The sequence below is a fragment of the Aeromonas sp. 602658 genome, assembly GCF_049173005.1.
Taxonomy (GTDB): domain Bacteria; phylum Pseudomonadota; class Gammaproteobacteria; order Enterobacterales; family Aeromonadaceae; genus Aeromonas; species Aeromonas veronii_A.
Map to the genome: position 1 here is coordinate 1 of NZ_JAAKRF010000005.1, position 26,385 is coordinate 26,385.

The following is a 26,385-nucleotide window of genomic DNA, read 5'->3' on the forward strand; positions in this document are numbered from 1 at the left end:
TGCCAGTTTAAAAGTCAGCGAGTAATCGCGCTGTGTCCGTTTCACACCTTGTCCCATCGGGTTCTCCATTTATTGGGGGGAAAGGTGTAAACCATATTCAGGACGGGACAAAGAGAAATAAAAAAGCCGCTCACTCGAGCGGCTTTTTGCTGGCACTTGGGTTGGTACGAACCCGCCTTCAGGCCGTGGTGGTACTGGTCCCGAAGTAGTCGGCCAGGAAGTCATCGAACGACAGGCTATCGCTGCGCTCGCGTTCGCGCTGCTTGGCCAGCGAATCCTTCGCCTCACCGGCAAAGTAGGCCTCATCCCAGTACTGCAGCTCCCCTGCCAGCAGCTCCTCGCGATAGCGGGTCGCCAGCTTGTCACCGTAACAGCCGTTATCCTTGCCACTCTCCAGCAGCTCCTTGAGCATGCGGGCGGAGTAGGTGAGCTCTGGGTTGAGCAGCTTCTCGCGGTGCATCGCCAGCGTCTCGCGATAGCGGTTGCGGCCACAGCAGCGATCCAGCAGATCGGCCACCTGAGCCAGCTCGTCAAACAGTTTGAGGCCGTACTCTTTGAGGCCAATGGCATTGCCCTGCTCATCTTCAAGCATCAGGCCGGGACGACGTCCCTCCAGCACCACCTTGTTCTGGTTGCGGCGGTTGCGGGCAATCTCCTCGTCACTCAACACCGGAGAGGGGCGCAGCAGGCACCAGACCAGGAACAGATCGAAGAAGCGGATCTGGTCGGCATCGATGCCGAGAGGGGTGAAGGGGTTGACGTCCACGGTGCGCAGCTCGATGTATTCGATGCCGCGCTGATCCAGCGCATCCGAGGGCTTCTCGCCGCTGCGCGGGGTGCGCTTGGGGCGGATCGGGGCGTATAGCTCGTTCTCCAGCTGCAACACGTTGTCGTTAAGCTGACGATACTCCCCATCCACCTTGACCCCGATCTTGGCAAAGTCGGGATTGTGGGTGTTGATGGCGCGGCGCAGGCTGCTGACATAGGCTGGCAGGCTGTCGTGGCTGATCTTGAGCCCAGCCTGGGCGCTGTTGGTGTAACCGAGATCGGAGAGACGCAGCGCGGTGGCGTAAGGCAGATAGAGGGTGCCCTTGCCGGTCTTCTCGAACGGCAGGTTGCTCTTGCGCCCTTTGAGGAAGGATTCGCAGATGGCCGGGGAGGCGCCGAACAGATAGGGCACCAGCCAGCCGAAGCGGTAGACGTTGCGAATAAGCCCCATGTACTTGTCGGAGATAAAGCGCTGGCTGCAGCACCCTTCGCACACCAGATCCTGCCACTCGCTCCAGAAGCTGTCGGGCATGGAGAAGTTGAAGTGCACCCCGGCGATCACCTGCATCAGGCTGCCGTAGCGGTTCTTCAATCCCTGACGGTAGAGGGTCTTCATCCGGCCGATATTGGAGCTGCCGTACTGGGCCAACCGGATGCTCTCTTCCCCGCCGACGAAGCAGGGCATGGAGAGCGGCCAAATCCGCTCGTCACCCAGATGCTGAATCACATGGTGATGGATATCGCCGAGCTGCTCCATCAGGCTGTCGATGGAGTCGGTGGCCGGGGTGATGAACTCCAGCAGACTCTCCGAGTAGTCGGTGGTGATATTGGGATGGGTCAGGGCCGAGCCCAGCGCCCGGGGATGGTCACTCTGGGCGAGTCGGCCATCCGGCGTGATGCGCAGGCATTCACGTTCGATCCCGCGCCGGATCCCCTTGAGCGCGGTGAGGCGCTCCGGTGATCCCAACGCATTCAGCAACTCGGTGAGCGACAAGCTTGTTGTAGTCATATTCACGGCTCATGTGAGGCCGCCCCATTCGGGGCGGCTCTTGATTTTTATAAAGCGTCAGTTACGGCAACTGCAGCGGATAGATGGGAAGATGAAGCTCCTTCAGGGGTTTTTCAAGCTTTTGCTTGTCTCCCACCACCACGATCACCATGTCGGCCGGATTGAGCCAACGGGCGGCACTGGCCTTCAGCGCCTCGGGCGACACCGTTTTGATCAGGTTGTTCTGGGCCTGCACATAGTCCGGTTTCAGGTCATACATCACCATCTGCAGCAGGAAGCCCGCCTTCTGGCCCAAGGTCTCGTAAGAGAGGGCATCCTGCTGGGAGACAGCGCTGCGCATATAGGCCAGCTCCACCGGGGTCGGGCCGATCTTGCGGTAGTTGTCCATCTCCTTGAGGAACTGGCGGATGGCATCGACGGTGGCATCGGCCCGCACATTGGCGCCGGTGGCGAAGGTGCCCACCTCGCGGTTGGCGGAGAAACCCGAGCTGGCGCCGTAGGTGTAGCCCTTGTCTTCCCGCAGGTTGAGGTTGATGCGGCTGTTGAAGTTGCCACCCAAGTTGAAGTTCATCAGCCCGGCGGTGAAGTAATCCCCCGTGGTATCGAACGGCATGGCGCGACGACCGATGCGGATCACCGACTGGGGCGCCCCCGGCTTGTCGACCAGATAGATACCCGGCTTGGCCTGCTCCCCCTTGAGCTTGAGATCCCCCAGAGTCGGCGTCGCCCCCTTCCACTCGGTCAGGAAGCCAAGTTGCTCCTCGATCTGCTTCTGGTCCACATCACCGACCACCACCACTTTGGCATTGGTGGGGTTGTAGTAGGCCTGATAGAAGTGCTTCACGTCCGCCAGGGTCAGCTTGGCCACATCAGCCGCTACCCCGTCGGTAGGTTGACCGAGGCGGTTCTGCTTGCCGTAGACCAGCTCTCGGAACGCCTGCCCGGCCAGCCACTCGGGCTGCTGCTGGGCCTGTTGCATCCCTTGCAGCAGCTGCGCCTTGACCCGCTCGAAGTCAGCCTCCCGCATGCCCGGGCGCTCCAATACCTCGCGCACCAGCGCCAGAGTCTGGGGCAACTTGTCGGCCAGCGAGCTGACGGTGATGAGGTTGTTGTACTGGGCGCTGGAGACATCGATGGAAGATCCCAGCTTTTGCAGCTCGTCGCTCAGCTGAGCCTCGGTCAGGCGCACCGTGCCCTGTCCCATCATGGCGGCGGTCAGATTGGCCAGCCCAAGCTGTCCTTTATCTTCGGCACGAATACCACCCGGCAGGGCGATCATGATGGAGACCGCGGGGATCTCGTCACTCTTGGTGCCAATAATCTCGATGTTCTTGTCGAGCTTGCCGTGCCAGATGGCGGGCACCTTGACGCTCACCGCCTCGCTCGCCTTGGGCTGCACGCTGCGATCGAAATTGTCTTTAACCGGTCGTTCGGCCAGCGCCTCGTCATGCTTGCTGTAATCCGGCAGATCGCGCTTGGCGGGGGTAAAGTTCGGGGTGGCAACCTGCCACTCTGTCTTGCCCTTGGGCACCACGCTCAGCACCACCGCAGGCTTGCCGGCGATGAACTTGTCGTAGGCGGCCTTCACCTGCTCCGGTGTCACCTTGCCGATGGCATCCAGCGTCTTGAACACATAGTTGGGATCCTGGGCAAACACCTGACCCATGGCGAGCTGGCTCACCTTGCCAGAGACGCTATCCAGACCCCAGATGGCGGAGGCTCGATATTTGGCGATCGCCTTCTCCAGATCTTCCGGTTTGAGGCCGCGCTGGGCGAACTCGCCGATCACCTTGTCCACCTCCCCCTTGAGGGTCTTGAGGCTGCCATCCTGCGACGGATTGGGGTAGGCGTAGACGGTCAGAGTACAGGCCAGCTCTTCGCAGTAGTGGGACGCCCCCACATCGATCGCCTTGCCGGTTTTCACCAGCGACTGGTAGAGCATGGAGCTGGCGGAGCCGCCCAGCACGTCGGCAAACATGTCGAGCGCCGGCTCCTGCGGATCGCCAAGGGAGACGGTGGGATAGCTGATATAGAGCAGCGGCAGGTGCACCTTGTCCTGCAGCGTCACGTAGCGGGTCTCGGGCAGGGTCACCGGCTTTGGCGTCGGCTCGGCCACGTCCGGGCCGCGCGGGATGGAGCCAAAGTACTTCTCGATCCACGCGAGGGCCTGCTTGCTGTCAAAGTCGCCGCCCAGAGTCAGGGTGGCGTTGTTGGGGCCATACCAGCGCAGGAAGAACTGCTTGAGGTCGTTCACATCGACCCGGTCGAGATCTTCCACGTAACCGATGGGCTGCCAGGAGTAGGGGTGAGTACGCGGATAGAGCGCCTCCCCCACCTTCTCGCTCACCAGCCCGTACGGCTGGTTGTCGACCCGCTGGGCCCGCTCGTTCTTGACGGTAGCGCGCTGAATCTCGAACTTCTTCTGGCTCACCGCATCGAGCAGGAAGCCCATCCGATCTGCCTCCAGCCAGAGCACTTTTTCCAGCTGGTTGGCCGGCACAGTCTCGTAGTAGTTGGTGCGATCCTTGTTGGTGGTGCCATTCATGTCACCACCGGCCTCGTTGATGATCCGCATATGCTCCTGATCACCGACGTGTTTCGAGCCCTGGAACATCATGTGCTCGAAGAAGTGGGCGAAACCGGACTTGCCGACCGTCTCGCGGGATGAGCCGACGTGATAGGTCACATCGAGGTGCACCAGCGGATCGGAGCGATCGGGGGCCAGGATCACGGTCAGGCCGTTGTCCAGCTTGTACATTTGGTAGGGGATGGCGAGCTTGCCCTCCTCCTTGCCCTGTTCGGCGATCAGGGTCGGTGCCGCCAGCACCGGCAGGGTGAAACCCAGCAGAATCGTTAAAGGTATGACTTTGTTCACGGTAACCTCGTGAGTGACAAAAACAGGCTAGAAAATGTGACTGGCCAGCAGAAAAACCAGGGCATAACGGAACAATTTGCCGAGCCCGATCAGAATGAGAGAGCGCCAGAAGGAGAGGCGCAGCCAACCGGCCAACAGACAGAGACCATCACCGACCACCGGCGTCCAGGCAAGCAGCAGACACCAGTGACCATGTTGTTTGAGCCAGCCTAAGGCTTTTTGTTCCCCACGGCCTTGAAAATCTTCCGGTTTTTTCTTGAAGGTGGCGAGCCAGCCAAGCCACCAGGTGGTCATGGATCCGAGGGTATTGCCCAGCGTCGCCCACAGCAGCAGGCTCGCCATGCTCCACTCCCCCTTGGCCGCCATGGCCCCCAGCAGCACTTCCGAGCTGCCGGGCAACAGAGTGGCTGAGGTAAAGGCGCTCAAAAAGAGCCACCCCAGCCCCATCTGCATCAACTCATTCATGATGCGCTTCCCCACCACAGAGGCAAGGACGCGAGGCACGCAGCAACAACCACACCATGTGCCATCGCCATCATCCCGCTCATGCAGGATAACCATCGGCGGCGGGAATGCGCAGCAGCAGCTTGCCGCGTACATGGCCACCCTCGATGCGCTGATGAGCCAGCGCCCCTTCGCTCAGGGCAAATTCACCGGCGATGGCAATCTTTACTTCGCCCTGCCGCAGCAGCATCAACATCTGGCTCAACTGCTTCTGGTCGGGGTGCACCAGCATGCCGACCACCTCGATACCGGCAGCCGCGCCGGCATCCTTGATAAGCTGGGCAGTGATGGTGGGCACAGTCACCAGCCGGCCACCCGGCTTGACGCAGGCAAGCGCCGCCTTGCCGCTCTCGCCACCCACCAGATCCAGCACCAGATCGACCTGACCGGCCTCTGCCACCACCTGTGCGGGCCAGTTCGTATCGTGGTAATCCACCATCCAGCGCGCCCCCTGAGCGTGCAGGAAACCATGGTTGTCGGGGCTGGCGGTGGCCACCACCTCGGCGCCATAAGCGCTGGCAAACTGCACCGCCAGATGGCCGACCCCACCGGCACCGGCGAGGATCAAGACCCGCTGACCGCTCTGGAGGCCGCCGTGCTCAAGCAGCCCCTGCCAGGCGGTGAGACCGGCCAGTGGCAGCGCCGCACCCTGCTGCAGGCTCACTCCGTCGAGCTTGACCAGCTCGCCTTCGCTTGCCACCACAGACTCCCCGTAGCCACCGGCAGCGAGGGGAAAACCGACCATGCCGCACACCAGATCCCCCTCAACCAGCGAGGTCACGCCGGGGCCTATCTTCTCCACCACGCCGGAGATGTCATAACCCGGTGTCCAGGGCAGCTTGTCCTTGTTCTGGGCCGCCGCCCAGCCAAGACCGGCGCGGGTTTTGGCATCGATGGGATTGACCCCCGCAAAGCAGATGCGCACCCGCACTTCACCATCGGCTGGCACCTTATCGAGGGAAGGGTTGAGCTTGAGTACCGAGGGGTCACCGAATGCGGTAATCTGTAGTTGCGTCATTGCACAATCCATCCTGTTGATTGATCAAGGGTCAACAGAATAACAGCGAGGACACCATGGCTCGAATGTTTCTTATTCCTCTGTTGCTGGCACTGGGGTGGTGGGCGTTTCTACTCTACTTCCGCATCCCGCTCAAACAGGGGGCCAAGGGGTTTTACTGGATCATCGGCATCGGTGGCGGACTGGCCGCCTTCCTCAGCCTGATGATGGTGCTGACTCACTGAGTGCTATCGCCACTCGATAACGAAAAAGGCCACCGCGTTCCGGTGGCCTTCTCACTATCCGGCTTGCTGCTCCAGCGCCGGATTTAGGTAGTAGTGGCGATTGCTCCCCTGCCCCAGCACCCCTTGCGACAGCAGATGGTGGAACACCCGATCCACCTCCTCCAGCGAGAGTGACAACGCCTGCGCCACCGAGCGCTTGCTGCACTTGAGCTCACCACTCATCAGCGCTCCGCGCACCTGCTCCAGCACTTCGGGGGCGGGCTCGGGGGGCATGATGGGCTCGGGCTGTGCCGCCATCGCCAACGCTTCCTGCGCCTCTCTGCGAGCTTGGTCCTGCTGCCCACGCCACATCCGGCGAAAGCGGTTCTCCTCGCCGATCAGACTGACGAAAAAGGCACCGAACACGTCGAGCAGCACCGAGAGGAAGCAGACCAGCAGGAACTGCACCTGACTGATGCTCATCCCCACCCCGTCCGCCAAACTGCTCATCAGCCCCAGCATGGAGGATTGTTCGTTGACCGGCTTGGCATCGCGCTGCTGGCGCAGCTCATCCTGCTGCAAGCGCAGCTTGGTGTTGGCATGCTGCAACGAGGAGACGCCGCTGGAGATGCGCTCCAGCTCGATATATTTGCGGGCCGCCTCCTCGTTGAGCTGGATCTGCCGCTCGATGCTGGCGATCTGCTCGTCGAAACGGGCAAGCTCCCGCTCGTGGCGCGCCTGCTGGCTCAGTACCGTGTTGGTGGCACTGTTGATGCCACCAATACTGCCGCCGATGGAGATGGCCGCCAGCACGCTGTAAAACAGCAACGACCAGAAAGCGCCACTCAAATCCCGCCGCGCCTTACGCTCGCCGTACTCGTACCAGACGTAAAACTTGCCCAGCTCAAAGATGATGGCCAAGCCGCCGAACAGCCACTTCATCAGCGGGTTGTCATCGATGGAGAGGAACAGCAGCAGGGAGAAGATAATGGAAGCCAGAATGGCCAACCCGGTGAAACTGTATACCGTCGTCAGAGCAAACCACCCCTTGGGGTAGCGCAATGTGGAGGAGTCCTGTGTGGTCATGATGAAGGGGTGTGCTGTGCAGGAAAAGTTGGCTGCCGATTATAGTCTCCAGACTCGCCCAGAGAAGGGCAAATGACTGAATTCCTTCAGATTGGCAATCAGCTGCCCAGAGTGCGACCAAAACGGACAAATCGGCAGCAGAAAAGCGATACAATCCCTCCCTGACTTGATCATGTGGTGAGATGGGGAACAGTTCCGCCCGGGTTCAGCTCCGGTCTGTACACTCATCCACCGTTGCAATTATCCGAGGCCATCATGAACAGTAAGACCACTTTGCTACTCTCCCTTCTTCTGGTTACCGGCAACGCCGCAGCGACCCAGCAATATCAAGAGAGCAGTGGCTCCGAATTCTCCGTCGATGAGCTTAAATTCAATCTGGACTGGGATGACAAGCAGTTCGGCTGGACCCAGAACGACTGCCTCACTCTGGATATCGGGGAGACCTCCTCCGTCGACTGCAAGGCGGTCAAATTCAATCTGGAAGATGAAGAGAATCGCAACCAGCCACCGAAAACCAACCAGGTCCCTGCCAACTCGCAGAGCGACCAGTAACAACAGGAGTACCCTTGCGATGACCCAAGCTAAACACAACCCCGTTATCCGGCGCGGCGCCCTGCTGCTTTCCCTGCTCATGGCGCACGGCATCGCGGTTGCGGCACCGCCAAGCAAAAATAGCGATGGCATCAAGATCTCCGGTGATGACATCAAGATCAATCTCGACTGGGATGACAAAGAGTACGACTGGTGGCAGGACAACTGTCTGGATCTTGGCATTGGCGACAGCCGGATCAAACTCAACTGCGACAAGATGGATGGCAAGTACCGGGATCACTACAACCGCAGCATCCACAGCGGCAATAACCCCGGGCAAGGTCACGACAAACAGAAGGATAAAAACAAGGGTAACGGCAAGAAGAACTGAACTCCCTCTCCTGATGCAGCAGGGGCCTGGCGCCCCTGTGCTGATTGTTTTACCAATAATTCTCCGCACTGATATTGCCCGGCGCCCGCCTCAGATTCTTGGCCAACCCCAGCGCCAGCAAGGTCTGCTGGGTCTCTTTCACCATCTCCGGATTACCGCAGATCAGCACTTGGCTCAGCTCGGGTGAGAACTCCAACCCCACTCTAGCCTGCAACTGACCATTGGCAATCGCCGCCGGGATCCGCCCTGCCATTGCATCGGGCCAAGGCTCGCGGCTGACAAAGGGGACATAGCAAAAACGCTCGCCATATTGCTCGGCAAAGCTGGCGATCAAATCCTGATAGCTCAGCTCTTCGCCTTTACGCACCCCGTGCACCAGCACCAGATTCTCGAAACGGTTGAAGGCCTCGCCATCGGCCAGCATGGAGAGGAAGGGGCCGATGGCAGTGCCGGTCGAGAGCAGCCAGAGATCGCGCCCGGCGGGCACCTCATCCAGCGTCAGAAAGCCGGTCGCCTGGGATTGCACCAGCAGGGTATCGCCTGCTTGCAGCGAGCCGAGCGAGGGAGTCAGCTCACCGCTCGGGATCTCGACCAGATAGAACTCGTGGTATGGCGCAGAGGGGGGATTGACGAAGGAGTAGGCGCGCTGAATGCGGCGATCACCCTGCTCGAGGGCCAGCTTGGTGAATTGGCCTGCCTTGTAGGGGGCCAGCTCGGCCGCTACCCGCAGGGAGAACAGGGTGGGTGTCCATTCGATGCGTTCGATGACGCGGCCTTCTACCCAAGCCATAAGGATCTCCTCCAGTGGAACAGACCTTCACTCTACCCCCGGGCCGGAAAATAAAAAACCCGCGCAAGAGCGCGGGTTTTTTCTGCAAAAGCGAATCGCTATTACAGGGCAACAACCTGGATCTGTACGGTTGCTTTAACGTCAGCGTGCAGCTGAACAGCAACTTCGTAGTCACCGGTGTTACGCAGAACGTTGCCCATGCGGACTTCGCTCTTGGCAACGGCTACGCCGGCAGCAGTGATGGCTTCAGCCACGTCACGGGTACCGATGGAACCGAACAGCTTGCCTTCGTCGCCAGACTTGGAAGCGATAACCACGGTAGCCAGTTCGGCCAGCTTGGCAGCACGCTCTTCAGCAGCAGCTTTGTTGGCAGCCAGTTTGGCTTCCAGCTCAGCGCGACGAGCACCGAAAGCTTCGATGTTGGCTTTGGTGGCCATAACAGCTTTGCCTTGCGGGATCAGGTAGTTACGGGCATAACCAGATTTCACGGAAACTTGGTCACCCAGACCGCCCAGTTTGGCGATTTTGTCGAGCAGGATAACTTGCATTACCTTTCCTCTATAAATTTCGTTGAGTTAGGCTTAAGTGCCGGGCCGATTCTTACTTGTTGTGCAGATCGGTGTACGGCAGCAGAGCCAGGTAACGAGCACGCTTGATGGCGCGTGCCAGCTGACGCTGATACTTGGCGCGGGTACCGGTGATACGGCTCGGTACGATCTTGCCAGATTCAGTGATGTAGTTTTTCAGAGTAACGATATCTTTGTAGTCGATCTCGGTAACGTTCTCGGCGGTGAAGCGGCAGAACTTACGACGACGGAAATAACGTGCCATGGCCTTTATCCTCTAGTCAGTGATCCAGAATTACTCTTCGGAAGCAGCTTCAGTAGCTTCTTCGCGGCGCTCGTCGTCACGACGGGTGAAGCGCTCTTCTTTGGCCTTGGCCATCGGAGAAACTTCAGTCACGGCGTGCTTGGTGCGCATGATCATGTTGCGGATAACGGCATCGTTGAAGCGGAAGTTGGTTTCCAGCTCATCGATAACGGCTTGCTCTGCTTCTACGTTCATCAGAACGTAGTGGGCTTTGTGCAGTTTGTCGATCGGGTAAGCCAGCTGACGACGGCCCCAATCTTCCAGGCGATGAATGGTACCACCGGAGGTGGTGATGGCGCCGGTGTAACGCTCGATCATGCCGGGAACTTGCTCGCTCTGGTCCGGATGAACCATGAAGACGATTTCGTAATGACGCATTTTAGCTCCTTACGGATTAATTCAGCCTCCGCCCAGGTGCAGCCAGACCTCGGAGGCAAGGAACATAAAGGTGTTTAGTCGCTGCTTTTCTAGGGCGGCGTATTGTACGAAATCACATCCCTCACTGCAACTGACTGCCTTAAATGTTTTTCCCGATGGAAACCATCAAAAACAACAATTGATAACAATTATCATTTAGATCTATTCTCTCTCCATATCCTTATGGAGGGTGATGCCATGCAACCCGCACTGACGACTACGATTCCAGCCCGCAAATTCAAACTGACCCTGCTCGGGCCTGCCTTTATCGCCGCCATCGGCTATATCGACCCGGGCAACTTCGCCACCAATATTCAGGCGGGCTCTACCTTTGGCTACCAGTTGCTCTGGGTAGTGGTATGGGCCAACTTGATGGCCATGCTGGTGCAAACCCTCTCGGCCAAACTCGGTATCGTCACCGGCAAGAATCTAGCGGAGCACATCCGCGACCGACTGCCGAAACCGGCGGTCTGGGCCTACTGGGTGCAGGCAGAGATCATCGCCATGGCCACCGATCTCGCCGAATTTATCGGCGCCGCCGTCGGCTTCAAGCTGCTGCTTGGCGTGACCTTGCTTGAAGGGGCCTGCATCACCGCCGTGGTGACCTGGGGGATCCTGATGCTGCAATCCCGCGGCCAGAAACCGCTGGAGTTCGTGGTGGGCGGCCTGCTGCTGTTCGTGGCGGCGGCCTACATCGTCGAGCTGGTGTTCTCCCGCCCCCATCTGCCTAGCCTGCTGGAGGGCGCCCTCTTCCCCGGCCTGCCCAACAGTGACGCCGTCTATCTGGCGGCCGGCGTGCTCGGCGCCACCGTGATGCCCCACGTTATCTACCTGCACTCGGCACTGACCCAGCACACCCAGGATCAGGGCTCGGTCCCCCAGCGGCTGCACACCACCCGGGTCGATGTGGCGATTGCCATGACCATCGCCGGCTTCGTCAATCTGGCCATGATGGCCATGGCGGCGGCCGCCTTCCACAGCTCCGGCAACCAGCAAGTAGCCGAGCTGGAGTCGGCCTACCAGACCCTCACCCCGCTGCTGGGTCAGGCGGCCGCGACTCTGTTCGGCCTCTCGCTGGTCGCCTCCGGCATCAGCTCTACCGTGGTGGGCACGCTGGCCGGCCAAGTGGTGATGCAGGGCTTCGTGCGCTTCACCATCCCGCTCTGGCTGCGCCGCGCCATCACCATGGCCCCTGCCTTCGTGGTAATCGCCATGGGCCTCAACACCACCGAGATCCTGGTGCTGAGCCAGGTGGTGCTGAGCTTCGGCATCGCGCTGGCGCTCATCCCGCTGCTGATATTGACCGGCGATCGCGCCCTGATGGGGGAGTATCGCAACCACCCGGTGACCCAGGCGGTCGGCCGCCTCATCGTCGCCCTGGTGATCGGGCTCAACGCCTACCTGCTGGTCGCCATGATCTAGCGAACCGTCAAACCGAGAAGAGGGGCTCATTAACTCTGGTTAATGAGCCTCTTCGCACTTTGGCGTATGCTGCCGCTTTCTTTTCTCATTTATCGTTGCGGGAGCCTTGCCATGGAACATACCCGAGTCAGCTTCGTGCTGGGCCATCATCAGGAGCAAGCCAGCGTGGTCTGCTGTCAGCGTGGCGACACCACACTGCTGGTTACCGACCTCACCCCCTTTCATCCCCAGAGCCACCTCTGGCCCGATCAGCCGGGGGATGTGGGCCATGCTCGCTGGGAAGGGGGCGAAGCCGCCATTGGCCCTTGCCGGATGGGGGCCATCAGCCCGGATGGCGAGCTGTTTGTCGATACTGCGATTCCGGTCAAACGGGGCGCAGAGGGGTGGAGTTTCGTGGTGGTCCATCCACTGACCGGAGACCACGCACTAGCCGTTGGCAACCAGGTCGAATTGCAAGTAGATAGGGCTGCCCGCCACGCGTTGAGTCTGGGCCATAGTGGCTGCCATCTGGCGGCGTTGGCGCTCAATCGAGTACTGACTCCCTACTGGCGCAAGGAGGTAAGCGAGCGCGATGCACAGGACCAGCCCGACTTCGATCGTCTTGCTATTCAAAGCTCGCGGGTCGAGCCTTGCGGATCGCGGGAGCAGTACCGGATCGGCAAGAGCCTGCGCAAGAAAGGAGTCAACAGCGAGGCACTGCTGGCAGAGCTGGCGCAGATTGAAGTGCAGGTCAACCGCCAGCTGGCCGACTGGGTAGCAAGCGGAGCTGACATTCGCCGAAGCCGGGCCGGCGAGGCGATCATCGACTCCCGTTACTGGCACTGCTCGCTGGAAGGCCAGGAGGTCACCATCCCCTGTGGCGGCACCCATGTTGCCTCGCTCGCCGAGTTGGGAGAGGTCAAGGTAGAGCTCACTCAAGTGGAAGAGGGCTTTGCCATGCTGACCCGGGTCACGCCAACCGGCGCCTGAGTCGCAGACTTGACCACTCAGGGCTAACGCCCAAGTTGGCAATAGAGACGTATCGCAAATGAGGGGGCATCATCATGCCCCTCAACGCCCGTCATGACGGGCCGATGCTTCTCTTTTAACCACTCCCTGATTAGAATGCGCCTCCCACAGGAGGCACATCCCCATGAGTAGTACCCAACTACGCACCACCCCCGATCGACTTCGTTATCTGGTTCTCTACGAAGGCATCGGGCTGGCACTGGTCGCACCGCTGATCAGCCAGCTGTTCGGTCAGGGCGTCGCCGAGGTCGGTTCACTGGCCATCTTCTTCTCCATCGTCGCCACCGCCTGGACCTACGGCTGGAACCTGTTGTTCGACAAGGGGTTGCTCAAACTTTGCGGACGCACTAACAAGCGACCACTGGACCGCTTCCTGCACGCGTTTGGCTATGAGGCGAGCTTTATGATGCTCTCCCTCCCCTGCGTCATGTTCTGGCTCGATTTGGGAGTGTGGGACGCCCTGATGCTGGATCTCGGCTTCGTCGCCTTCTACCTCGTCTACATCATGGTCTTTACCTGGGCCTATGAGCGGATCTGGCCGCTGCCATCCAACCCGCAAACGGCATAAGGCCTCAGCCGCAACGAGGCCGACAAAAGGAAAAGTCAGGAAGGATGGGAGAATCCCATAAAAACAATGCCAGTCAGCAAGCTGACTGGCATTGGACAAAACAGACTTTCGGACTTACTTGACGGCGTCTTTCAGAGCCTTGCCAGCCACGAATGAAGGCACGTTGGCAGCAGCAATCTGGATCTCTTTACCAGTTTGCGGGTTACGACCGGTGCGGCCTGCGCGGTGGGTGACCTTGAAGGTGCCAAAACCGACCAGTTGCACAGCATCGCCTTCTTTCAAGCTCTGGGTAATACCATTGATGATCTCTTCCAGAGCCACTTTGGCCTGAGCTTTGCTCAGATCTGCTTTGGCGGCAATCGCATCGACAAGTTGAGCTTTGTTCATAACATTTCCTTTATGATCGGGCATTTAGCGCTGGGTCACTCTATGCAAAAAAAAACGCACAGGCAAAGCCTTTATCGAGCCGAACGCGTCAAACGCTGGGGTTTTCATCAAGATCTGCGGAAATAGTCACATTCCACACGCGAAAAACCGTGAGCAGGCCTGAAACCTGCTAGCACGCAGACACAATCCGCTGACTATTTCTTCGCCACTTAACATTATCCCCCCATGGCTATTGACGCTTGCCCAGATTTTCCCTAGTTATAGGTTGTGTCACTGCTCAAACGGCTCGGAATACCGAACAATCGGCCAGCCTTTGCCCCACGGAGGGATAGGGATTATGTTGACGAAACTGGAACAGACCAAGCAGGCGCTGGCAGGCAAGCATAAAGCTATCGACGACTGGCTGGATGCAAGGCAAGCGTTGCTGGTTGGATACATGCAGCTGGCAGGCCTTACTCCGGCGCGGACCAAGCAACGCAGCCTGCCCAAAACAGAAGAGCTGCATCAGTTTTGCGACCGCCTAGTCGACTATGTCAGCGCGGGCCATTTCGAGATCTACCACCACGTCGTCACCGCCTTCGAGCAAGCCAGCGGCGAAACACTGGAGCTGGCCAAGCGCATTTATCCCCATATTCGTGCCACTACCGAGTTTGCCCTCGAATTCAACGACAAATACAGTGATGCCGACGAGGCCCAACTGCTACTGCTCGATGATGACCTCAACGAATTGGGTCCGGTACTGGAGGATCGCTTCAAACAGGAAGATCGTCTGGTCAAGGCACTCCATGTGGTGGAGTTCCTCAGTGCCCAGCAAGCCTGATTGCTATTTTCGGAGCAAGTTCAAGATACTGGCAGCCAAGGTGCATTACACTCAGAGCAATGATTCCCTGTGTCCAGCTGATTCCAAACTAGGAGATGAGCATGTCTGAGCGCCGCCGTTTTGCACGGATCCTCTATTTGACCACGGCCGAACTCACCCAGGGGGAGCACAAGTGGCAGACTCAGCTTGTCGACATATCCCTGCAGGGCGCCCTGTTAATCCGACCGGATGATTGGGAGAGCCGTGACAACAAGGAGTACCAGCTCAGTTTTGTCCTGGGTGGCAGCGACATCGAGATCAAGATGCAGGTCGAGCTAACCCATGAAGCCAGCAAGAAGCTGGGGTTCTACTGCCACCACATCGACATCGACAGTGCCACCCACCTCAAGCGGATGATAGAGCTCAACGTAGGTGACGAAGAGCTGCTGCATCGGGAGCTGGAACAGCTGTTGAACGAGCATCAGGAGCACAACCAGTCGTAACGACGCCCGGCCAGACATGGTGCTCTTTTCTGTTCATTCAGCCTCTATTGCTACGGTTATAACGCCTCGAGCGCCTCTGATAGCTTCTTGACCGGCACCACTTCCATCCCCTCGATAGGATGCTTGGGGGCATTGGCGTGCGGCACGATGGCACGACGAAAACCGTGTTTGGCTGCTTCCTGCAGCCGCTCCTGACCAGAGGGGACAGGACGGATCTCCCCTGAGAGCCCCACTTCGCCAAACACCACCAGATCCTTGGGCAGCGCCTGATCCCGGAAACTGGAGACCATCGCCAGTAGCAGCGCCAGATCCGCACTGGTCTCCTCGACCTTGACCCCGCCAACCACGTTTATGAAGACATCCTGATCCGCCATCTGCAGCCCACCGTGACGGTGCAGCACCGCCAGCAACATGGCGAGCCGGTTGTGATCCATCCCCACCGCTACCCGACGCGGGTTAGAGAGCTGGGAGTAATCCACCAGCGCCTGCAACTCCACCAGCAGCGGCCGGGTGCCCTCCCAGATCACCATGACGATGGAACCGGGCGCCTGCTCCTGCCCCCGACTGAGGAAGATGGCGGAGGGATTGCTCACCTCGCGCATCCCCTGTTCAGTCATGGCAAAGACCCCCAGCTCGTTGACCGCCCCGAAGCGGTTCTTGTGAGAGCGCAGAGTCCGAAAACGGGAGTCATGGCCACCGTCAAGCAGCACAGAGCAGTCGATGCAGTGTTCCAGCACCTTGGGGCCAGCCAGACTGCCATCCTTGGTCACATGACCCACCATGAAGATGGCCACATGGTTCTGCTTGGCGTAACGGGTCAGTAACGCTGCTGCCTCACGCACCTGTGAGACCGAACCGGGAGAAGATTGGACATCCGCCACATGCATCACCTGAATGGAGTCGATCACCATGATCTGCGGCTGCTCCTGCTGGGCAATCAGGCAGATCTGCTCAACGCTGGTCTCGGAGAGCATCCGTAGCTTGTCGGTAGGCAAACCAAGGCGGTTGGCCCGCATTGCCACCTGCTGGAGCGACTCCTCACCGGTGACATAGAGAGTTTTCATCCGCTCTGCCAGACCACACATGGTCTGCAGCAGCAGGGTCGATTTACCCGCCCCCGGGTTACCACCGATCAGAATCGCCGAGCCGGGCACCACACCGCCACCAAGCACCCGATCCAACTCCTTGAAACCGGAAGTAAAACGGGGGATTTCGGTGGTGGCGATCTCTGCCAGTGTCTGTACCTGACTGCCGACCGCGCCGGCATAACCGGTGTAACGGGCACTCTTGCCTGCGGGAGTGACGGAGCCAAGGCGTACCTCGGTGATGGTATTCCACTCCTTGCACTCGCTGCATTGACCTTGCCAGCGTGTGAAGTCGGCACCACATTCGGAACAAACATAAGCAGTTTTATTTTTAGCCATTGATAACTCGGGGACAGGATGAATTCCTGCTTGATATACTTGTTTGCGACCGACAGATCAAACCCAGAATCGGAAAAGTGACTTTCCGTGGCAGGAACACATGGATTCAGTACACCAACAACATCTGATTGAACAACTTGTACCCCTGCTGCGGGAGAAAGATTTCGAAGAGATCTTCAACCGTCTGACCCAGGACGAAAACAGTAACGGCCGTTTTCTGATCAAGATGGAGCTCAATCGCAAATGCTCCCCTTGCCGCAGGATTATCGACATGCGCGATGAACTGGAGGACGAGTGCCTGGTGCACGAGTTCGACGGTATCACCCACTTTATGCCGGCCGAGGCCATCGGACTGTTTCAGTCCCAGTGCTATCTCTACCGTGACGCCTATACCCTTGGCGTTTACGAAGCGCTGCAACAATGGCAAAAGAACCATCACCACGCCCGGGTGGATGGCCTGCTGCAACCCCCTGTCAGCCCCTTCCGGCAATACGACGTCAACACCATCGTCTTTGCCAGTTACTACGGGCGACGACAAGAGCGGATGCACTTCAGCTCGCCATTGCTCATCAAACTTCATGACGGGGAGAAGTTGTTCGCCAAAAGTTCCGATCTTTCCCTCGGCGGCATGAGAGTCTCGGTCCCCTATTTGCCCAATTACCAGACCGGCGCTCAGGTCGAGGTCTTCTTTACCGGGCTGGAGCGGGATCACCCCAATCCGGTGCTGCATCAGCCGGTCGGTTACCAGATCCTCGGTGAAGAGAGCAAGGAAGGGAAGTATTGGCTGAGGCTGGTACGCTCCGGTGAGCAGCCCGCCTTCGATGCCTTCCTCAGCGACTTTATCGAAGCCAACAAGATCCGCTATCGGGTCAGCGTCGACTATCTGCTCTCCGCCGCCATCATCAAGGGATATGAGCAGTTCTACCTGCCACGGATGACCGGCATGCCGCTTTTCTTCAGCACAGGAGACAGTCCCTCACTCGAGATAGCACTGCGCACCGAGAACAACCAGCACCTGCTGGAGTATTGGCGCGACGAGAAAAACCGCGATGCCCTCGCGGGACTCTTCTCAGCAAAACGGATGAAACGCCTCTGCCCTGCACCCGGCACCACGACCGAAACCCTCATCTACTGCTTTACCCACACGGTACGCAGCCATATCTATTTCTTCTCTGCCACTGCTGAAGAGCTGCGCCAGAGTGGCCTCACCGCCCTCTTCTTCCAGGTGGGCTCCCGGCGTCCCAGCTGGCGTGTCTACAAGTTTTCACTGGAGGCGTGTGAATCACTGGAGGCAGATGTAGGGCAGTTGCAGGGGGTCGAAAATTCGCAACTGCAGGATATTCTGTTACTCGAACGTCTCAAACTGATTGGGTATTGCGGCCTGCTGCAAGAGATCAGTCTGGAGTCCCAACGGGAGGAGTTCCGCCCGGAGGGCGAGCTGGGCAATAATGCCAATGAATTGCAACGTTTTGGTCACGAGCTGGGCGTTGCCCCCTTCGAGATTGAATCCCTGCACTATGTCCAGCTGCGCAAGGAGCTGCGCTATATCCACAAAACAGCCGTTGCCATCCATCACAACGGCAAGTCATGGCTTGGCTGGACCCGAGATATTTCTGCCCATGGCCTGCAGGTCGAGCTGGAAGAGGCGTTTGCCGGTGATAAAAACGATGTGGTGACCATCGCCCTGCCCCGTCTGCAGGAGTTATCCAAGAGCATGGATCTGCAGCATCTCTCCTACCGGCTGGTTAGTCTCAACATGACTCGCACCGTGCTGCACCTCTGTATCGACGGGGATTCCGATCGTCATACAGGTCGTCAGTTCTTCAGCCTGCTGATCGAGAGCAACCAGAACAAGCTCAAGGCGGCGCAGGAGCAGCGCCGTTATCGCGGACTGGCGCGAGCCCTGCGCAATATTTACACCCACCACCTGTTCAACTCACCGGTCTATATCAACAAACTGAAGGGTGCCCCCAAGCCAGCCGCCATCGGCAAGTCACTCACTCCGCGCAGCCTGCAACGACTGTTAACCGCCTGTGCCGAGCAACCTGAGCAGGAGAATCTCTATCCGCTGTTTCAGGGGGAGCTGTTCAAGGAGCTGCTGATGAATCCGTTGCGCGCCATCGAGCGGGAGGACAAACCGCGGGAAGATGAGGTCTATATTGCCAGCATCCAGACCAAGGCGGGCCTCCCCATCTTCACCAGCCGCCTCGCCAGCAGCTTTAGCAACCTCAAAGATAAACGCCAGTTCATCGAGCTGGCACTGCAGCAGGGAGAATTCTACTCGGTGCTGGTCGGCATCTCCCGCACCGGACGCCCCGACACCAACTTCATTGCCAATGAGCTGGACTACATCGCCAAGTTCGCCATTCACAAGGCAAAGCGGCTGGAAGAGGAGTTGTGGAGTGTCGTGGGGGTTGGCGAGCTGACCGACACCACCCAGGCGACCCTGTTCCGGCTCGGCATCACGCAGCCGCCCCGCTGATCCCATCGACACGGGCGCACTATGTGCCCTGTTTTTTGTCATGCTGCCTGCGGATTGAGCAGCCATTCCAGGATCCGGGGAAAGTGATCCTCCTGCGCCTGCGGGGCGGTCAGCATATTGATGTGGTCATAGTCAAGCCGGTTGCCATTATCACGCCCCAGGCGGGTGTGACGAGCAGCCGAGCCTATCTCGTCGCTGAAACGGCGCACATCGGTCGGATGGCCCAATACCTTGTCGGCCTTGGCCGAGATCATCCAGAGTGGCGGCCAGTTGACCCGTGCCGCCCCCTCGTCATAGGCAAAACCGTCGTGAGGATCCCGCCAGGGGCCACACTTGACCCAGGGGATGGTCTCCTGCAGATAGCGCAGCGGCTCGTCGTCAGCACCTATCTTCAGAGTGCGAGCAGCCAGAAAACCGCGGCGGCGAGCCAGCCAGGGGGCCAGCCGATTCCAGATCAGATCCACCTTCAGCCAGCGCTCGGGATTGTGCACCGACACGCCCCGTTTGGTACCAAAAAACAGCAGACTGGCCACCTGCTCCGCCAGCTCGGGAAAGCGCACCAGGGTCGAGGCCATGATGACGCCACCCCAGGAGTGGGCCACCCAGTGCACCTTGAAGCCATGATGGTGCTCGGCAATCCAGCGATGCAGGGCGGGCAAGTCCTCGGTGATTAGCTCGTGCTGGCCGTGCTCCGCCTGCTCGGCGATGGCCGGAGTGCTGAGCCCCCGTCCCCGCAAATCAGCCACATAGACCTGATAGCCGTGGCGGGCCAAAAAACAGGCCAGCCCCTTGCCCGATTCGGTGTAAAAGATGCGGCCGTTCTCGATGGCGCCGTGCACCATCAGGATCGGCTCGCCATGCACGGCGACCCGGGGTTTGATGTGGCGAACATGCAGTTGATGGGCGCCACAGGGGATAAACAGAGACTGCTGCAACAATTCCATTTTTATTGGTTTCCTCCTTGAAACACAGTCAGCGCTTGTCCCAGCGTTGTTCGCTGCAGGCCCGCGCCGCCAGCAGGCAGATCACCCCCTCCAGATCGTGATGATTGAGGGTGGCCGCAGCCTGCGCCCGCACCAGCGGCTTGGCATGAATAGCAATCCCAAGACCTGCCACGCCCATCATCTTGAGATCGTTGGCACCATCGCCGATGGCCACGGTCTGGGCGGCAGCAATGCCGTACTCCTGAGCAAGCTGCTGTAACACCTCGGCCTTGACGCTGGCATCAACGATGCGCCCGCTCACCTTGCCAGTCAGCTGACCCCCTTCCACCGCCAGCTCGTTGGCGAAGATGGCATCGAGCCCCAGCGCCTGCTGCAACTCGCCGGCAAAACGGGTAAAACCGCCGGAGGCGATGGCCACCTTCCAGCCAGCCTCTTTGAGGGTATCGACCATCAGTTGCAAGCCGGGCATCCACGGCATGTTGGCGGCCACCTCGTCGAGAATGGTGACCGGCGCTCCAGCCAGCAGGGCCACCCGGTTACGCAGACTGTCGGAGAACTCCAGTTTGCCCTGCATGGCAGCAGCTGTTACCGCCGCCACCTGATCGCCGACCCCCGCCAGCCGCGCGATCTCGTCGATGCACTCGATACGGATCGCGGTGGAATCCATGTCCATCACCAACAGGCCGGGTTCGCTCAGGGTGGGTAGTGCCGGCAGGTGGCAGAGATCGATCTCCCACTCACCGCTCTTGAGCTCGGCCACCAACTCGGAAGAGAAGCGATCGCAGCCAAGCAGCAGCAGCGGCACCTCCGTCACCTCGGTGGGAGGATAGAGGGTGGCCACCAGCCCCTGCGCAGCCAACAGTGGTGACAGATGCGTCAGATGGGAGGCGCCCAGCCCCTTGCCAAACAGTACCAACCAGCCGCCCGCCTGCGGGGTCTCTGTCGGTTGCAACGCATCGGCGTTGAGCTGCCAACAGGGTGAGCCGGATAACAACGCAGGCCAATCGGATAACAGAGGGGGGAGCCGGGACAACAACATAAGAGATACGCCTTCCTTGGTGATCAGGGGGTTAACAATGCTGACCCAGAGTAGCGTATTGCTTTTTGCGCAGGCAAGCGCCAAGATCCGGCACTCCTTGTCAGCATGAGGTCTCGCGCTTGCAGCGTCATCTTCCCATCAAACGTGTGCTCAGTCTGGTAGCCGGCCTGCTGCTCGGCTGCTGGGTACTGGTTGTTCTCCTTCATATGCAGGGAGAGAGCCAGGCTGCGCTGCACACCGAAGCACGCAACCGCGCCCAGGCACTGGTCGCCTATGCTGCCCGCGACATGAAGCGCTGGCTCAAGGAGGAGAACAGCAGTGAGCTGGAACGGCTGGCCCGGGATCTGGCGACCGAGCCGGAGATCCTCGATGTCACACTCTATGATGGACGCGGCATTCCCCTCGCCCAGTCGGAACAGGCCGTACCGCTGGAGAGCCTGCTACCCATCGGTGACAATAACAAATCGCTGCCGGAACAAGGCAAGGGGCGGATCCAGTTCGTACATGAGGTCCTGGATGGCGATCAGACACTGGGCTACCTGCGCATCACCCTGGAAGAGCAGCAGATGCTGGCGGACAAGGACACCAGACTCAAAACGATTCAGGAGAAACAGCGGCTGATATTGCTGATTGCGCTGCTGGCAGGTCTGCTTATCTCCTATGGCATTCGTCGCAACTATATGCGAGTGCGCAAGCACAAAAAACGAAGTCCTCCACCCTCCCCGCCGCCAACCAACAATGATGCGGCGCAGTAAACGGATAAAGAAACGGCGACCAGAGGTCGCCGTTTTTGCATGGTTCCAGAGGCTGCGGGATTAGTTGTCGCCCAACAGGACGGAATCCAGCGCGATTTCGATCATATCGTTGAAGGTCAGCTGACGCTCTTCAGAGGTGGTCTGCTCACCGGTACGGATATGGTCGGAGACGGTGCAGATGGTCAGCGCCTTGGCACCGTACTCTGCGGCCACGCCGTAGATACCGGCGGCTTCCATCTCGACACCCAGGATGCCGTATTTTTCCATGACGTCGAACATGGAGGGGTCCGGGGTGTAGAACAGGTCGGCGGAGAAGATGTTACCGACGCGCACGGCAACGCCCTTGTTCTTGGCGGCCTGCACGGCATTGGCAACCAGGTCGAAGTCGGCGATGGCAGCGAAATCGTGATCCTTGAAGCGCAGACGGTTTACTTTGGAATCGGTGCAGGCACCCATACCGATCACCACGTCACGCAGTTTCACGTCTTCACGCACGGCGCCACAGGAGCCCACACGGATCAGGGTCTTCACACCGTAATCGGTGATCAGCTCTTTTGCGTAGATGGAGCAGGAGGGGATACCCATACCGTGGCCCATTACAGAGATACGACGGCCCTTGTAGGTACCAGTAAAGCCGAACATGTTGCGCACGTCGCAGATTTGCTCGACGTTCTCCAGGAAAGTTTCAGCGATGTACTTGGCGCGCAGGGGATCGCCCGGCATCAGCACGGTATCAGCAAAGGCGCCATCTTTCGCATTGATATGAGGAGTTGCCATTCTCTTGATTCCTTCACACTAGGTTGAGTTTTATTGTTTTATAAATTGCCCGCCGCCGAAGTGGCGGGCGGGTAAATTACAGGAAGCTGGTACCGTACGCCAGTTTCGGCAGACCGTGGTAAGCAGCGATGCTCTGGCCGATATCGGCAAAGGTCTCGCGACGACCAACGGAGCCGGCCTTGACCGGCTTGCCGAAGAACAGCACAGGAATGTATTCGCGGGTGTGGTCGGTACCACCCCAGGTCGGGTCGCAGCCGTGGTCGGCAGTCAGCACCACCACGTCGCCATCTTGCAGCAGCTCAAACAGCTCCGGCAGGCGGGAATCGAAATACTCCAGCGCACCGGCATAACCGGCAACATCACGGCGGTGGCCGTAGGAGGAGTCGAAGTCCACAAAGTTGGTGAAGACGATGGTGTTGTCACCGGCCGCTTTCACCTCTTCCAGCGTGCGATCCCACAACTCGGTCAGACCGGTCCCTTTCACCTGCTTGGTGATGCCCTGTTGGGCATAGATGTCGGCAATCTTGCCGATGGAGACCACCTGACCGCCCGCATCTTTCATGTAATCCAGCACGGTCGGCGCCGGCGGCAGCACTGAGTAGTCGTGACGGTTGCCGGTGCGCTTGAAGTTGCCCTTGCCAGTACCCACGAACGGACGCGCAATCACGCGGCCGATGTTGTAGGGCTCCAGCAGCTCGCGCACGATGTGGCACAGCTCATAGAGCTTCTCGAGGCCGTAGGTCTCTTCGTGGCAGGCAATCTGGAATACGGAGTCGGCAGAGGTGTAGAGGATCGGCTTGCCGGTCTTCATGTGCTCTTCGCCCAGATCGTCCAGCACCTGGGTACCGGAAGCGTGGCAGTTACCGAGATAGCCCGGCAGACCAGCCTTCTCGACGATGGCGTCCAGCAGCTCCTGCGGGAAGCTGTTGTGGTGATCCTTGAAGTAGCCCCACTCGAACAGCACGGGCACACCGGCGATCTCCCAGTGACCGGACGGGGTGTCCTTGCCGGAGGAGAGCTCCTGCGCAAAGCCGTAGGCACCGACCACCTCGATATCTTTCTTCAGCCCTTCCGGGAAGTAGCCGGAAGCCTGCTCGCAAGCGTGGCCCAGACCCAGCTTGTTGAGGTTGGGTAGATTGAGGGCACCACGGCCTTCAATTTCACCTGCCGCACACGCCTTGGCGATATGGCCAAGGGTGTTGGCGCCCACATCTCCGAACTTGTCGGCATCGGCAGCAGCGCCAATACCGAAAGAGTCCATCATCAGAATAAAGGTACGTTTCATGGGTCTTCCCCTTGTTACAAATCGGCCAGGGTGATACGGCGGTACACTTCAGGCAGTGCTTCCGGCCGCTCGCCACCAATCCGGACAGCCGCCTGCACCATGCTGGCAGCCTGAGCATATTGCTCTTCAGTCTGAGCGTGGATCATCGCGATCGGCTTGTCAGCATCAACACTTTGACCCAGGCGGATAAAGTCGGTCAGACCGACCGCATAATCAAGTTTGTCACCGGCAGCGCGGCGACCACCGCCCATCGCCACCACGGCCAGACCCAGCTCGCGTGTATCCATGGCGGTCACGAAACCGCTGTTGGCCGCGAAGACCGGGCGCACGATGGCAGCCTTGGGCAGGTAAGCGTCATAACGCTCCATAAAATCGGCCGGGCCACCGAGACCAGTCACCATGCGACCGAAGATCTCGGCTGCCTTGCCGTTATCCAGCACCGCCTGCAGCTTGGTGCGGGCATCGCGCTCGTCGCTGGCAAGACCGGCGGAGATCAGCATCTCGGCGCACAGCGCCATGGTCACTTCGTGGATCCGCGGGTTGCGGTATTCACCTGTCAGGTAACGCACCGCTTCACGTACTTCCACCGCGTTACCGGCGCTGGAGGCCAGCACCTGGTTCATATCGGTCAAGAGCGCAGAGGTGCGGCAACCGGCACCGTTGGCCACGGCCACAATGCTCTTGGCCAGCTCTTCGGAGGCTTCGAAGGTTGGCATAAAGGCGCCGGAGCCCACTTTCACATCCATCACCAGCGCTTCGAGCCCGGAGGCGAGCTTCTTGGAGAGGATGGAGCCGGTGATCATGGCGATGGATTCGACGGTTGCAGTAATGTCACGTACTGCATAGATACGCTTGTCAGCGGGGGCCAGATCGCCGGTCTGGCCGATGATGGCGACACCCGCCTCTTTCACCACTTTCAGGAAACGGTCGTTGTCGACCGAGGTCTGGTAGCCGGGAATGGCATCCAGCTTGTCGAGGGTACCGCCGGTATGGCCCAGACCACGACCGGAGATCATCGGCACGAAACCGCCACAGGCAGCGACCATCGGGCCAAGCATCAGAGAGACCACATCACCCACACCGCCGGTGGAGTGTTTGTCGACAATCGGGCCACCCAGATTGAGGTGATCCCAGGTTAGCACCATGCCGGAGTCGCGCATGGCGCAGGTCAGGGCGACCCGCTCATCCATGGTCATGTCTTTGAAGTAGACCGCCATCGCCAGTGCAGCGATCTGCCCCTCGCCGATGGTGTTATTGGTAATGCCCTGGACGAAGAATTGAATTTCTTGGGTACTGAGCGCTTCACCGTTGCGCTTCTTGCGAATAATTTCTTGAGGCAAAAACATCTTTCATTCCCTCCGCCATTGCTGGCGTTACACAAGCCTGAATCCTTGCCCGCACACCGCATGGTGGGGGCTAACAGGGCGGACAGCAGTCCGCCCTCTCATCAACCTATTAGTAACCGCTGGTGTTGGCCGGCTTGTCGCCATGCCCCAGAGTGGCCAGCAGACTGGCCAGCAGGCTGGATGCACCAAAGCGGAAGGTACGGGCAGATACCCAGTCGTTGCCGAGGATCTCTTCGGCCATGGCCAGATACTGACCGGCAACGGCGGCATCTTTCACGCCACCGGCAGGCTTGAAGCCGACTTTCGGATTCTTGGCCTTGATCACTTCCATCATGATGCGTGCCGCTTCTGGGGTCGCATTGACCGGCACCTTGCCGGTGGAGGTCTTGATGAAGTCGGCACCGGCATCGATACAGATTTCGGAAGCGCGACGGATCAGCGCCTCTTCTTTCAGCTCGCCGGTTTCGATGATCACTTTCAGCAGCACGTTGGCACCGCAGGCCTCTTTACAGGCTTTGACCAGATCAAAACCGATCTGTTCATTACCAGCCATGAAGGCGCGGTACGGGAACACTACGTCCACTTCGTCGGCACCGTAGGCGACCGCGGCACGGGTCTCGGCCACGGCGATCTCGATGTCGTCGTTGCCGTGCGGGAAGTTGGTCACGGTCGCAATGCGTACGTCGGCAGCGCCGATCTCACGCAGGGTCTTGCGAGCGATAGGGATAAAACGGGGGTAGATGCAGACGGCGGCGGTCAGGCCAGCCGGTGACTTGGCCTTATGGCACAGGTCGATCACCTTCTGATCGGTGTCGTCATCGTTCAGGGTGGTCAGGTCCATCAGGTTCAGAGCGCGCTGAGCGGCCACTTTCAGATCAGTCATTCTGTTCTCCAAAGTCTCGATTTAATCCAGATAACCGGGCACCACCATACCATCCAGCGATGGATGCACAGGCAGTAATCCCCAGCTATACGGGAATGGAATTACAGTGCGAAGGCACCGGCACTATCGGGATGCTATTCAAAACACCCTGCAGGCACTGCGACTGTAAATAAGGCAAGAGCCCTGTCACTTTCTTACAAAAGTGCGGACTTGGTTCCATGAAGACTTGAGAAAGGCCGACAACATCTGACCCGACTTCCCAATCAATTCCATTTGACCGCCAACACCCGATTTCATCGAG

At 59.2% G+C, this 26,385-nt stretch carries 27 protein-coding genes; 10 read left to right on the forward strand and 17 right to left on the reverse strand.

Features of this window, described 5'->3' with window-relative positions; translation table 11 throughout:
* Positions 1-178: 178 nt before the first annotated feature.
* The 4 genes from gshA to G5253_RS06405 all read right to left on the reverse strand — a co-directional run bounded on the left by gshA (position 179) and on the right by G5253_RS06405 (position 6,174).
* Positions 179-1,777 carry a glutamate--cysteine ligase gene (gshA, locus tag G5253_RS06390; RefSeq protein ID WP_421202893.1) on the reverse strand — a complete coding sequence of 533 codons (1,599 nt, stop codon included), beginning with the start codon at positions 1,775-1,777 and terminating at the stop codon, positions 179-181.
* Between the two features lie 61 nt (positions 1,778-1,838).
* Positions 1,839-4,652 (reverse strand): M16 family metallopeptidase, encoded by a 2,814-nt coding sequence (locus G5253_RS06395; protein ID WP_421202894.1) that lies wholly within the window; start codon positions 4,650-4,652, stop codon positions 1,839-1,841.
* 27 nt (positions 4,653-4,679) lie between these two features.
* Positions 4,680-5,117: a YqaA family protein gene (locus G5253_RS06400; protein WP_139462233.1), complete on the reverse strand. Its 438-nt coding sequence runs from the start codon at positions 5,115-5,117 to the stop codon at positions 4,680-4,682.
* A gap of 79 nt (positions 5,118-5,196) precedes the next feature.
* A complete protein-coding gene (locus tag G5253_RS06405) occupies positions 5,197-6,174 on the reverse strand; it encodes an NADP-dependent oxidoreductase (protein ID WP_421202896.1) in 978 nt (325 codons plus the stop codon).
* A gap of 56 nt (positions 6,175-6,230) precedes the next feature.
* Between G5253_RS06405 and G5253_RS06410 the strand changes: the two genes are divergently transcribed.
* Entirely contained in the window at positions 6,231-6,398 is a 168-nt protein-coding gene (locus G5253_RS06410) for a hypothetical protein (protein WP_005308905.1), read from the forward strand.
* A 54-nt stretch (positions 6,399-6,452) separates the two neighbouring features.
* Here the strand turns inward: G5253_RS06410 and G5253_RS06415 are convergent, their stop codons facing one another.
* On the reverse strand, positions 6,453-7,463 hold the full coding sequence (locus G5253_RS06415) for a Preprotein translocase subunit SecY (protein WP_421202897.1): 1,011 nt from the start codon (positions 7,461-7,463) through the stop codon (positions 6,453-6,455).
* Positions 7,464-7,718: 255 nt separating this feature from the next.
* Here G5253_RS06415 and G5253_RS06420 point away from each other — a divergent pair, with 255 nt between their 5' ends.
* Positions 7,719-8,015: a hypothetical protein gene (locus G5253_RS06420; RefSeq protein WP_202003097.1), complete on the forward strand. Its 297-nt coding sequence runs from the start codon at positions 7,719-7,721 to the stop codon at positions 8,013-8,015.
* Positions 8,016-8,034: 19 nt separating this feature from the next.
* Positions 8,035-8,385, forward strand: a complete 351-nt coding sequence (locus tag G5253_RS06425; RefSeq protein ID WP_042053367.1) for a hypothetical protein — start codon at positions 8,035-8,037, stop codon at positions 8,383-8,385.
* Between the two features lie 49 nt (positions 8,386-8,434).
* On the opposite strand, the gene G5253_RS06430 is transcribed toward G5253_RS06425, so the two are convergent.
* The 4 genes from G5253_RS06430 to rpsF form a co-directional block, all read right to left on the reverse strand.
* Positions 8,435-9,175: a ferredoxin--NADP reductase gene (locus G5253_RS06430; protein WP_421202899.1), complete on the reverse strand. Its 741-nt coding sequence runs from the start codon at positions 9,173-9,175 to the stop codon at positions 8,435-8,437.
* 101 nt (positions 9,176-9,276) lie between these two features.
* Entirely contained in the window at positions 9,277-9,723 is a 447-nt protein-coding gene (rplI, locus tag G5253_RS06435) for a 50S ribosomal protein L9 (RefSeq protein WP_005340490.1), read from the reverse strand.
* A 52-nt stretch (positions 9,724-9,775) separates the two neighbouring features.
* Positions 9,776-10,006, reverse strand: a complete 231-nt coding sequence (gene rpsR, locus G5253_RS06440) for a 30S ribosomal protein S18 (RefSeq protein ID WP_005308890.1) — start codon at positions 10,004-10,006, stop codon at positions 9,776-9,778.
* A 30-nt stretch (positions 10,007-10,036) separates the two neighbouring features.
* Positions 10,037-10,423: a 30S ribosomal protein S6 gene (rpsF, locus tag G5253_RS06445; RefSeq protein WP_005308887.1), complete on the reverse strand. Its 387-nt coding sequence runs from the start codon at positions 10,421-10,423 to the stop codon at positions 10,037-10,039.
* A 237-nt stretch (positions 10,424-10,660) separates the two neighbouring features.
* Here rpsF and G5253_RS06450 point away from each other — a divergent pair, with 237 nt between their 5' ends.
* From G5253_RS06450 to G5253_RS06460, 3 genes are all read left to right on the forward strand, one after another.
* A complete protein-coding gene (locus G5253_RS06450) occupies positions 10,661-11,884 on the forward strand; it encodes an Nramp family divalent metal transporter (protein ID WP_227341920.1) in 1,224 nt (407 codons plus the stop codon).
* 111 nt (positions 11,885-11,995) lie between these two features.
* Positions 11,996-12,853: a hypothetical protein gene (locus G5253_RS06455; RefSeq protein WP_421202901.1), complete on the forward strand. Its 858-nt coding sequence runs from the start codon at positions 11,996-11,998 to the stop codon at positions 12,851-12,853.
* A gap of 163 nt (positions 12,854-13,016) precedes the next feature.
* Positions 13,017-13,460, forward strand: a complete 444-nt coding sequence (locus G5253_RS06460; protein ID WP_005358045.1) for a PACE efflux transporter — start codon at positions 13,017-13,019, stop codon at positions 13,458-13,460.
* A gap of 114 nt (positions 13,461-13,574) precedes the next feature.
* Here the strand turns inward: G5253_RS06460 and hupA are convergent, their stop codons facing one another.
* Positions 13,575-13,847, reverse strand: a complete 273-nt coding sequence (gene hupA, locus G5253_RS06465) for a nucleoid-associated protein HU-alpha (protein WP_005340484.1) — start codon at positions 13,845-13,847, stop codon at positions 13,575-13,577.
* A 337-nt stretch (positions 13,848-14,184) separates the two neighbouring features.
* Between hupA and rsd the strand changes: the two genes are divergently transcribed.
* Together rsd and G5253_RS06475 are read left to right on the forward strand one after the other, a co-directional pair.
* On the forward strand, positions 14,185-14,667 hold the full coding sequence (rsd, locus tag G5253_RS06470; protein WP_216952872.1) for a sigma D regulator: 483 nt from the start codon (positions 14,185-14,187) through the stop codon (positions 14,665-14,667).
* Positions 14,668-14,768: 101 nt separating this feature from the next.
* A complete protein-coding gene (locus G5253_RS06475) occupies positions 14,769-15,149 on the forward strand; it encodes a PilZ domain-containing protein (RefSeq protein WP_421202903.1) in 381 nt (126 codons plus the stop codon).
* Positions 15,150-15,205: 56 nt separating this feature from the next.
* Here G5253_RS06475 and radA read toward each other — a convergent pair whose 3' ends face one another.
* Positions 15,206-16,573: a DNA repair protein RadA gene (gene radA / locus G5253_RS06480; RefSeq protein ID WP_005341318.1), complete on the reverse strand. Its 1,368-nt coding sequence runs from the start codon at positions 16,571-16,573 to the stop codon at positions 15,206-15,208.
* 100 nt (positions 16,574-16,673) lie between these two features.
* Here radA and G5253_RS06485 point away from each other — a divergent pair, with 100 nt between their 5' ends.
* The gene (locus G5253_RS06485; protein ID WP_421202905.1) at positions 16,674-19,055 is read left to right on the forward strand and encodes a PilZ domain-containing protein; all 2,382 of its coding nucleotides are present in this window, start codon (positions 16,674-16,676) and stop codon (positions 19,053-19,055) included.
* Positions 19,056-19,093: 38 nt separating this feature from the next.
* Here G5253_RS06485 and G5253_RS06490 read toward each other — a convergent pair whose 3' ends face one another.
* Positions 19,094-19,999, reverse strand: a complete 906-nt coding sequence (locus tag G5253_RS06490; protein WP_421202907.1) for an alpha/beta fold hydrolase — start codon at positions 19,997-19,999, stop codon at positions 19,094-19,096.
* 28 nt (positions 20,000-20,027) lie between these two features.
* Positions 20,028-21,038, reverse strand: a complete 1,011-nt coding sequence (gene serB / locus G5253_RS06495; RefSeq protein WP_216952868.1) for a phosphoserine phosphatase SerB — start codon at positions 21,036-21,038, stop codon at positions 20,028-20,030.
* Between the two features lie 119 nt (positions 21,039-21,157).
* Between serB and G5253_RS06500 the strand changes: the two genes are divergently transcribed.
* Positions 21,158-21,793 carry an AhpA/YtjB family protein gene (locus tag G5253_RS06500; RefSeq protein ID WP_421202909.1) on the forward strand — a complete coding sequence of 212 codons (636 nt, stop codon included), beginning with the start codon at positions 21,158-21,160 and terminating at the stop codon, positions 21,791-21,793.
* Positions 21,794-21,853: 60 nt separating this feature from the next.
* Here the strand turns inward: G5253_RS06500 and deoD are convergent, their stop codons facing one another.
* From deoD to deoC, 4 genes are all read right to left on the reverse strand, one after another.
* The gene (deoD, locus tag G5253_RS06505; RefSeq protein ID WP_040096807.1) at positions 21,854-22,570 is read right to left on the reverse strand and encodes a purine-nucleoside phosphorylase; all 717 of its coding nucleotides are present in this window, start codon (positions 22,568-22,570) and stop codon (positions 21,854-21,856) included.
* Between the two features lie 76 nt (positions 22,571-22,646).
* Positions 22,647-23,855, reverse strand: coding sequence for a phosphopentomutase (locus G5253_RS06510; protein ID WP_021230981.1), 1,209 nt, complete (start codon positions 23,853-23,855; stop codon positions 22,647-22,649).
* Between the two features lie 14 nt (positions 23,856-23,869).
* A complete protein-coding gene (deoA, locus tag G5253_RS06515; RefSeq protein ID WP_005358033.1) occupies positions 23,870-25,201 on the reverse strand; it encodes a thymidine phosphorylase in 1,332 nt (443 codons plus the stop codon).
* A gap of 109 nt (positions 25,202-25,310) precedes the next feature.
* A complete protein-coding gene (deoC, locus tag G5253_RS06520) occupies positions 25,311-26,084 on the reverse strand; it encodes a deoxyribose-phosphate aldolase (protein WP_005340468.1) in 774 nt (257 codons plus the stop codon).
* Positions 26,085-26,385 lie beyond the last annotated feature (301 nt).

Excerpts from the sequence above, each read along its gene's own strand:
- gshA (WP_421202893.1), bottom strand. The coding sequence starts at position 1,777 with ATGACTACAACAAGCTTGTCGCTCACCGAGTTGCTGAATGCGTTGGGA.
- G5253_RS06400 (WP_139462233.1), bottom strand. The coding sequence starts at position 5,117 with ATGAATGAGTTGATGCAGATGGGGCTGGGGTGGCTCTTTTTGAGCGCC.
- G5253_RS06405 (WP_421202896.1), bottom strand. The coding sequence starts at position 6,174 with ATGACGCAACTACAGATTACCGCATTCGGTGACCCCTCGGTACTCAAG.
- G5253_RS06410 (WP_005308905.1), top strand. The coding sequence starts at position 6,231 with ATGGCTCGAATGTTTCTTATTCCTCTGTTGCTGGCACTGGGGTGGTGG.
- G5253_RS06415 (WP_421202897.1), bottom strand. The coding sequence starts at position 7,463 with ATGACCACACAGGACTCCTCCACATTGCGCTACCCCAAGGGGTGGTTT.
- G5253_RS06420 (WP_202003097.1), top strand. The coding sequence starts at position 7,719 with ATGAACAGTAAGACCACTTTGCTACTCTCCCTTCTTCTGGTTACCGGC.
- G5253_RS06425 (WP_042053367.1), top strand. The coding sequence starts at position 8,035 with ATGACCCAAGCTAAACACAACCCCGTTATCCGGCGCGGCGCCCTGCTG.
- G5253_RS06430 (WP_421202899.1), bottom strand. The coding sequence starts at position 9,175 with ATGGCTTGGGTAGAAGGCCGCGTCATCGAACGCATCGAATGGACACCC.
- rplI (WP_005340490.1), bottom strand. The coding sequence starts at position 9,723 with ATGCAAGTTATCCTGCTCGACAAAATCGCCAAACTGGGCGGTCTGGGT.
- rpsR (WP_005308890.1), bottom strand. The coding sequence starts at position 10,006 with ATGGCACGTTATTTCCGTCGTCGTAAGTTCTGCCGCTTCACCGCCGAG.
- rpsF (WP_005308887.1), bottom strand. The coding sequence starts at position 10,423 with ATGCGTCATTACGAAATCGTCTTCATGGTTCATCCGGACCAGAGCGAG.
- G5253_RS06450 (WP_227341920.1), top strand. The coding sequence starts at position 10,661 with ATGCAACCCGCACTGACGACTACGATTCCAGCCCGCAAATTCAAACTG.
- G5253_RS06455 (WP_421202901.1), top strand. The coding sequence starts at position 11,996 with ATGGAACATACCCGAGTCAGCTTCGTGCTGGGCCATCATCAGGAGCAA.
- G5253_RS06460 (WP_005358045.1), top strand. The coding sequence starts at position 13,017 with ATGAGTAGTACCCAACTACGCACCACCCCCGATCGACTTCGTTATCTG.
- hupA (WP_005340484.1), bottom strand. The coding sequence starts at position 13,847 with ATGAACAAAGCTCAACTTGTCGATGCGATTGCCGCCAAAGCAGATCTG.
- rsd (WP_216952872.1), top strand. The coding sequence starts at position 14,185 with ATGTTGACGAAACTGGAACAGACCAAGCAGGCGCTGGCAGGCAAGCAT.
- G5253_RS06475 (WP_421202903.1), top strand. The coding sequence starts at position 14,769 with ATGTCTGAGCGCCGCCGTTTTGCACGGATCCTCTATTTGACCACGGCC.
- radA (WP_005341318.1), bottom strand. The coding sequence starts at position 16,573 with ATGGCTAAAAATAAAACTGCTTATGTTTGTTCCGAATGTGGTGCCGAC.
- G5253_RS06485 (WP_421202905.1), top strand. The coding sequence starts at position 16,674 with ATGGATTCAGTACACCAACAACATCTGATTGAACAACTTGTACCCCTG.
- G5253_RS06490 (WP_421202907.1), bottom strand. The coding sequence starts at position 19,999 with ATGGAATTGTTGCAGCAGTCTCTGTTTATCCCCTGTGGCGCCCATCAA.
- serB (WP_216952868.1), bottom strand. The coding sequence starts at position 21,038 with ATGTTGTTGTCCCGGCTCCCCCCTCTGTTATCCGATTGGCCTGCGTTG.
- deoD (WP_040096807.1), bottom strand. The coding sequence starts at position 22,570 with ATGGCAACTCCTCATATCAATGCGAAAGATGGCGCCTTTGCTGATACC.
- G5253_RS06510 (WP_021230981.1), bottom strand. The coding sequence starts at position 23,855 with ATGAAACGTACCTTTATTCTGATGATGGACTCTTTCGGTATTGGCGCT.
- deoA (WP_005358033.1), bottom strand. The coding sequence starts at position 25,201 with ATGTTTTTGCCTCAAGAAATTATTCGCAAGAAGCGCAACGGTGAAGCG.
- deoC (WP_005340468.1), bottom strand. The coding sequence starts at position 26,084 with ATGACTGATCTGAAAGTGGCCGCTCAGCGCGCTCTGAACCTGATGGAC.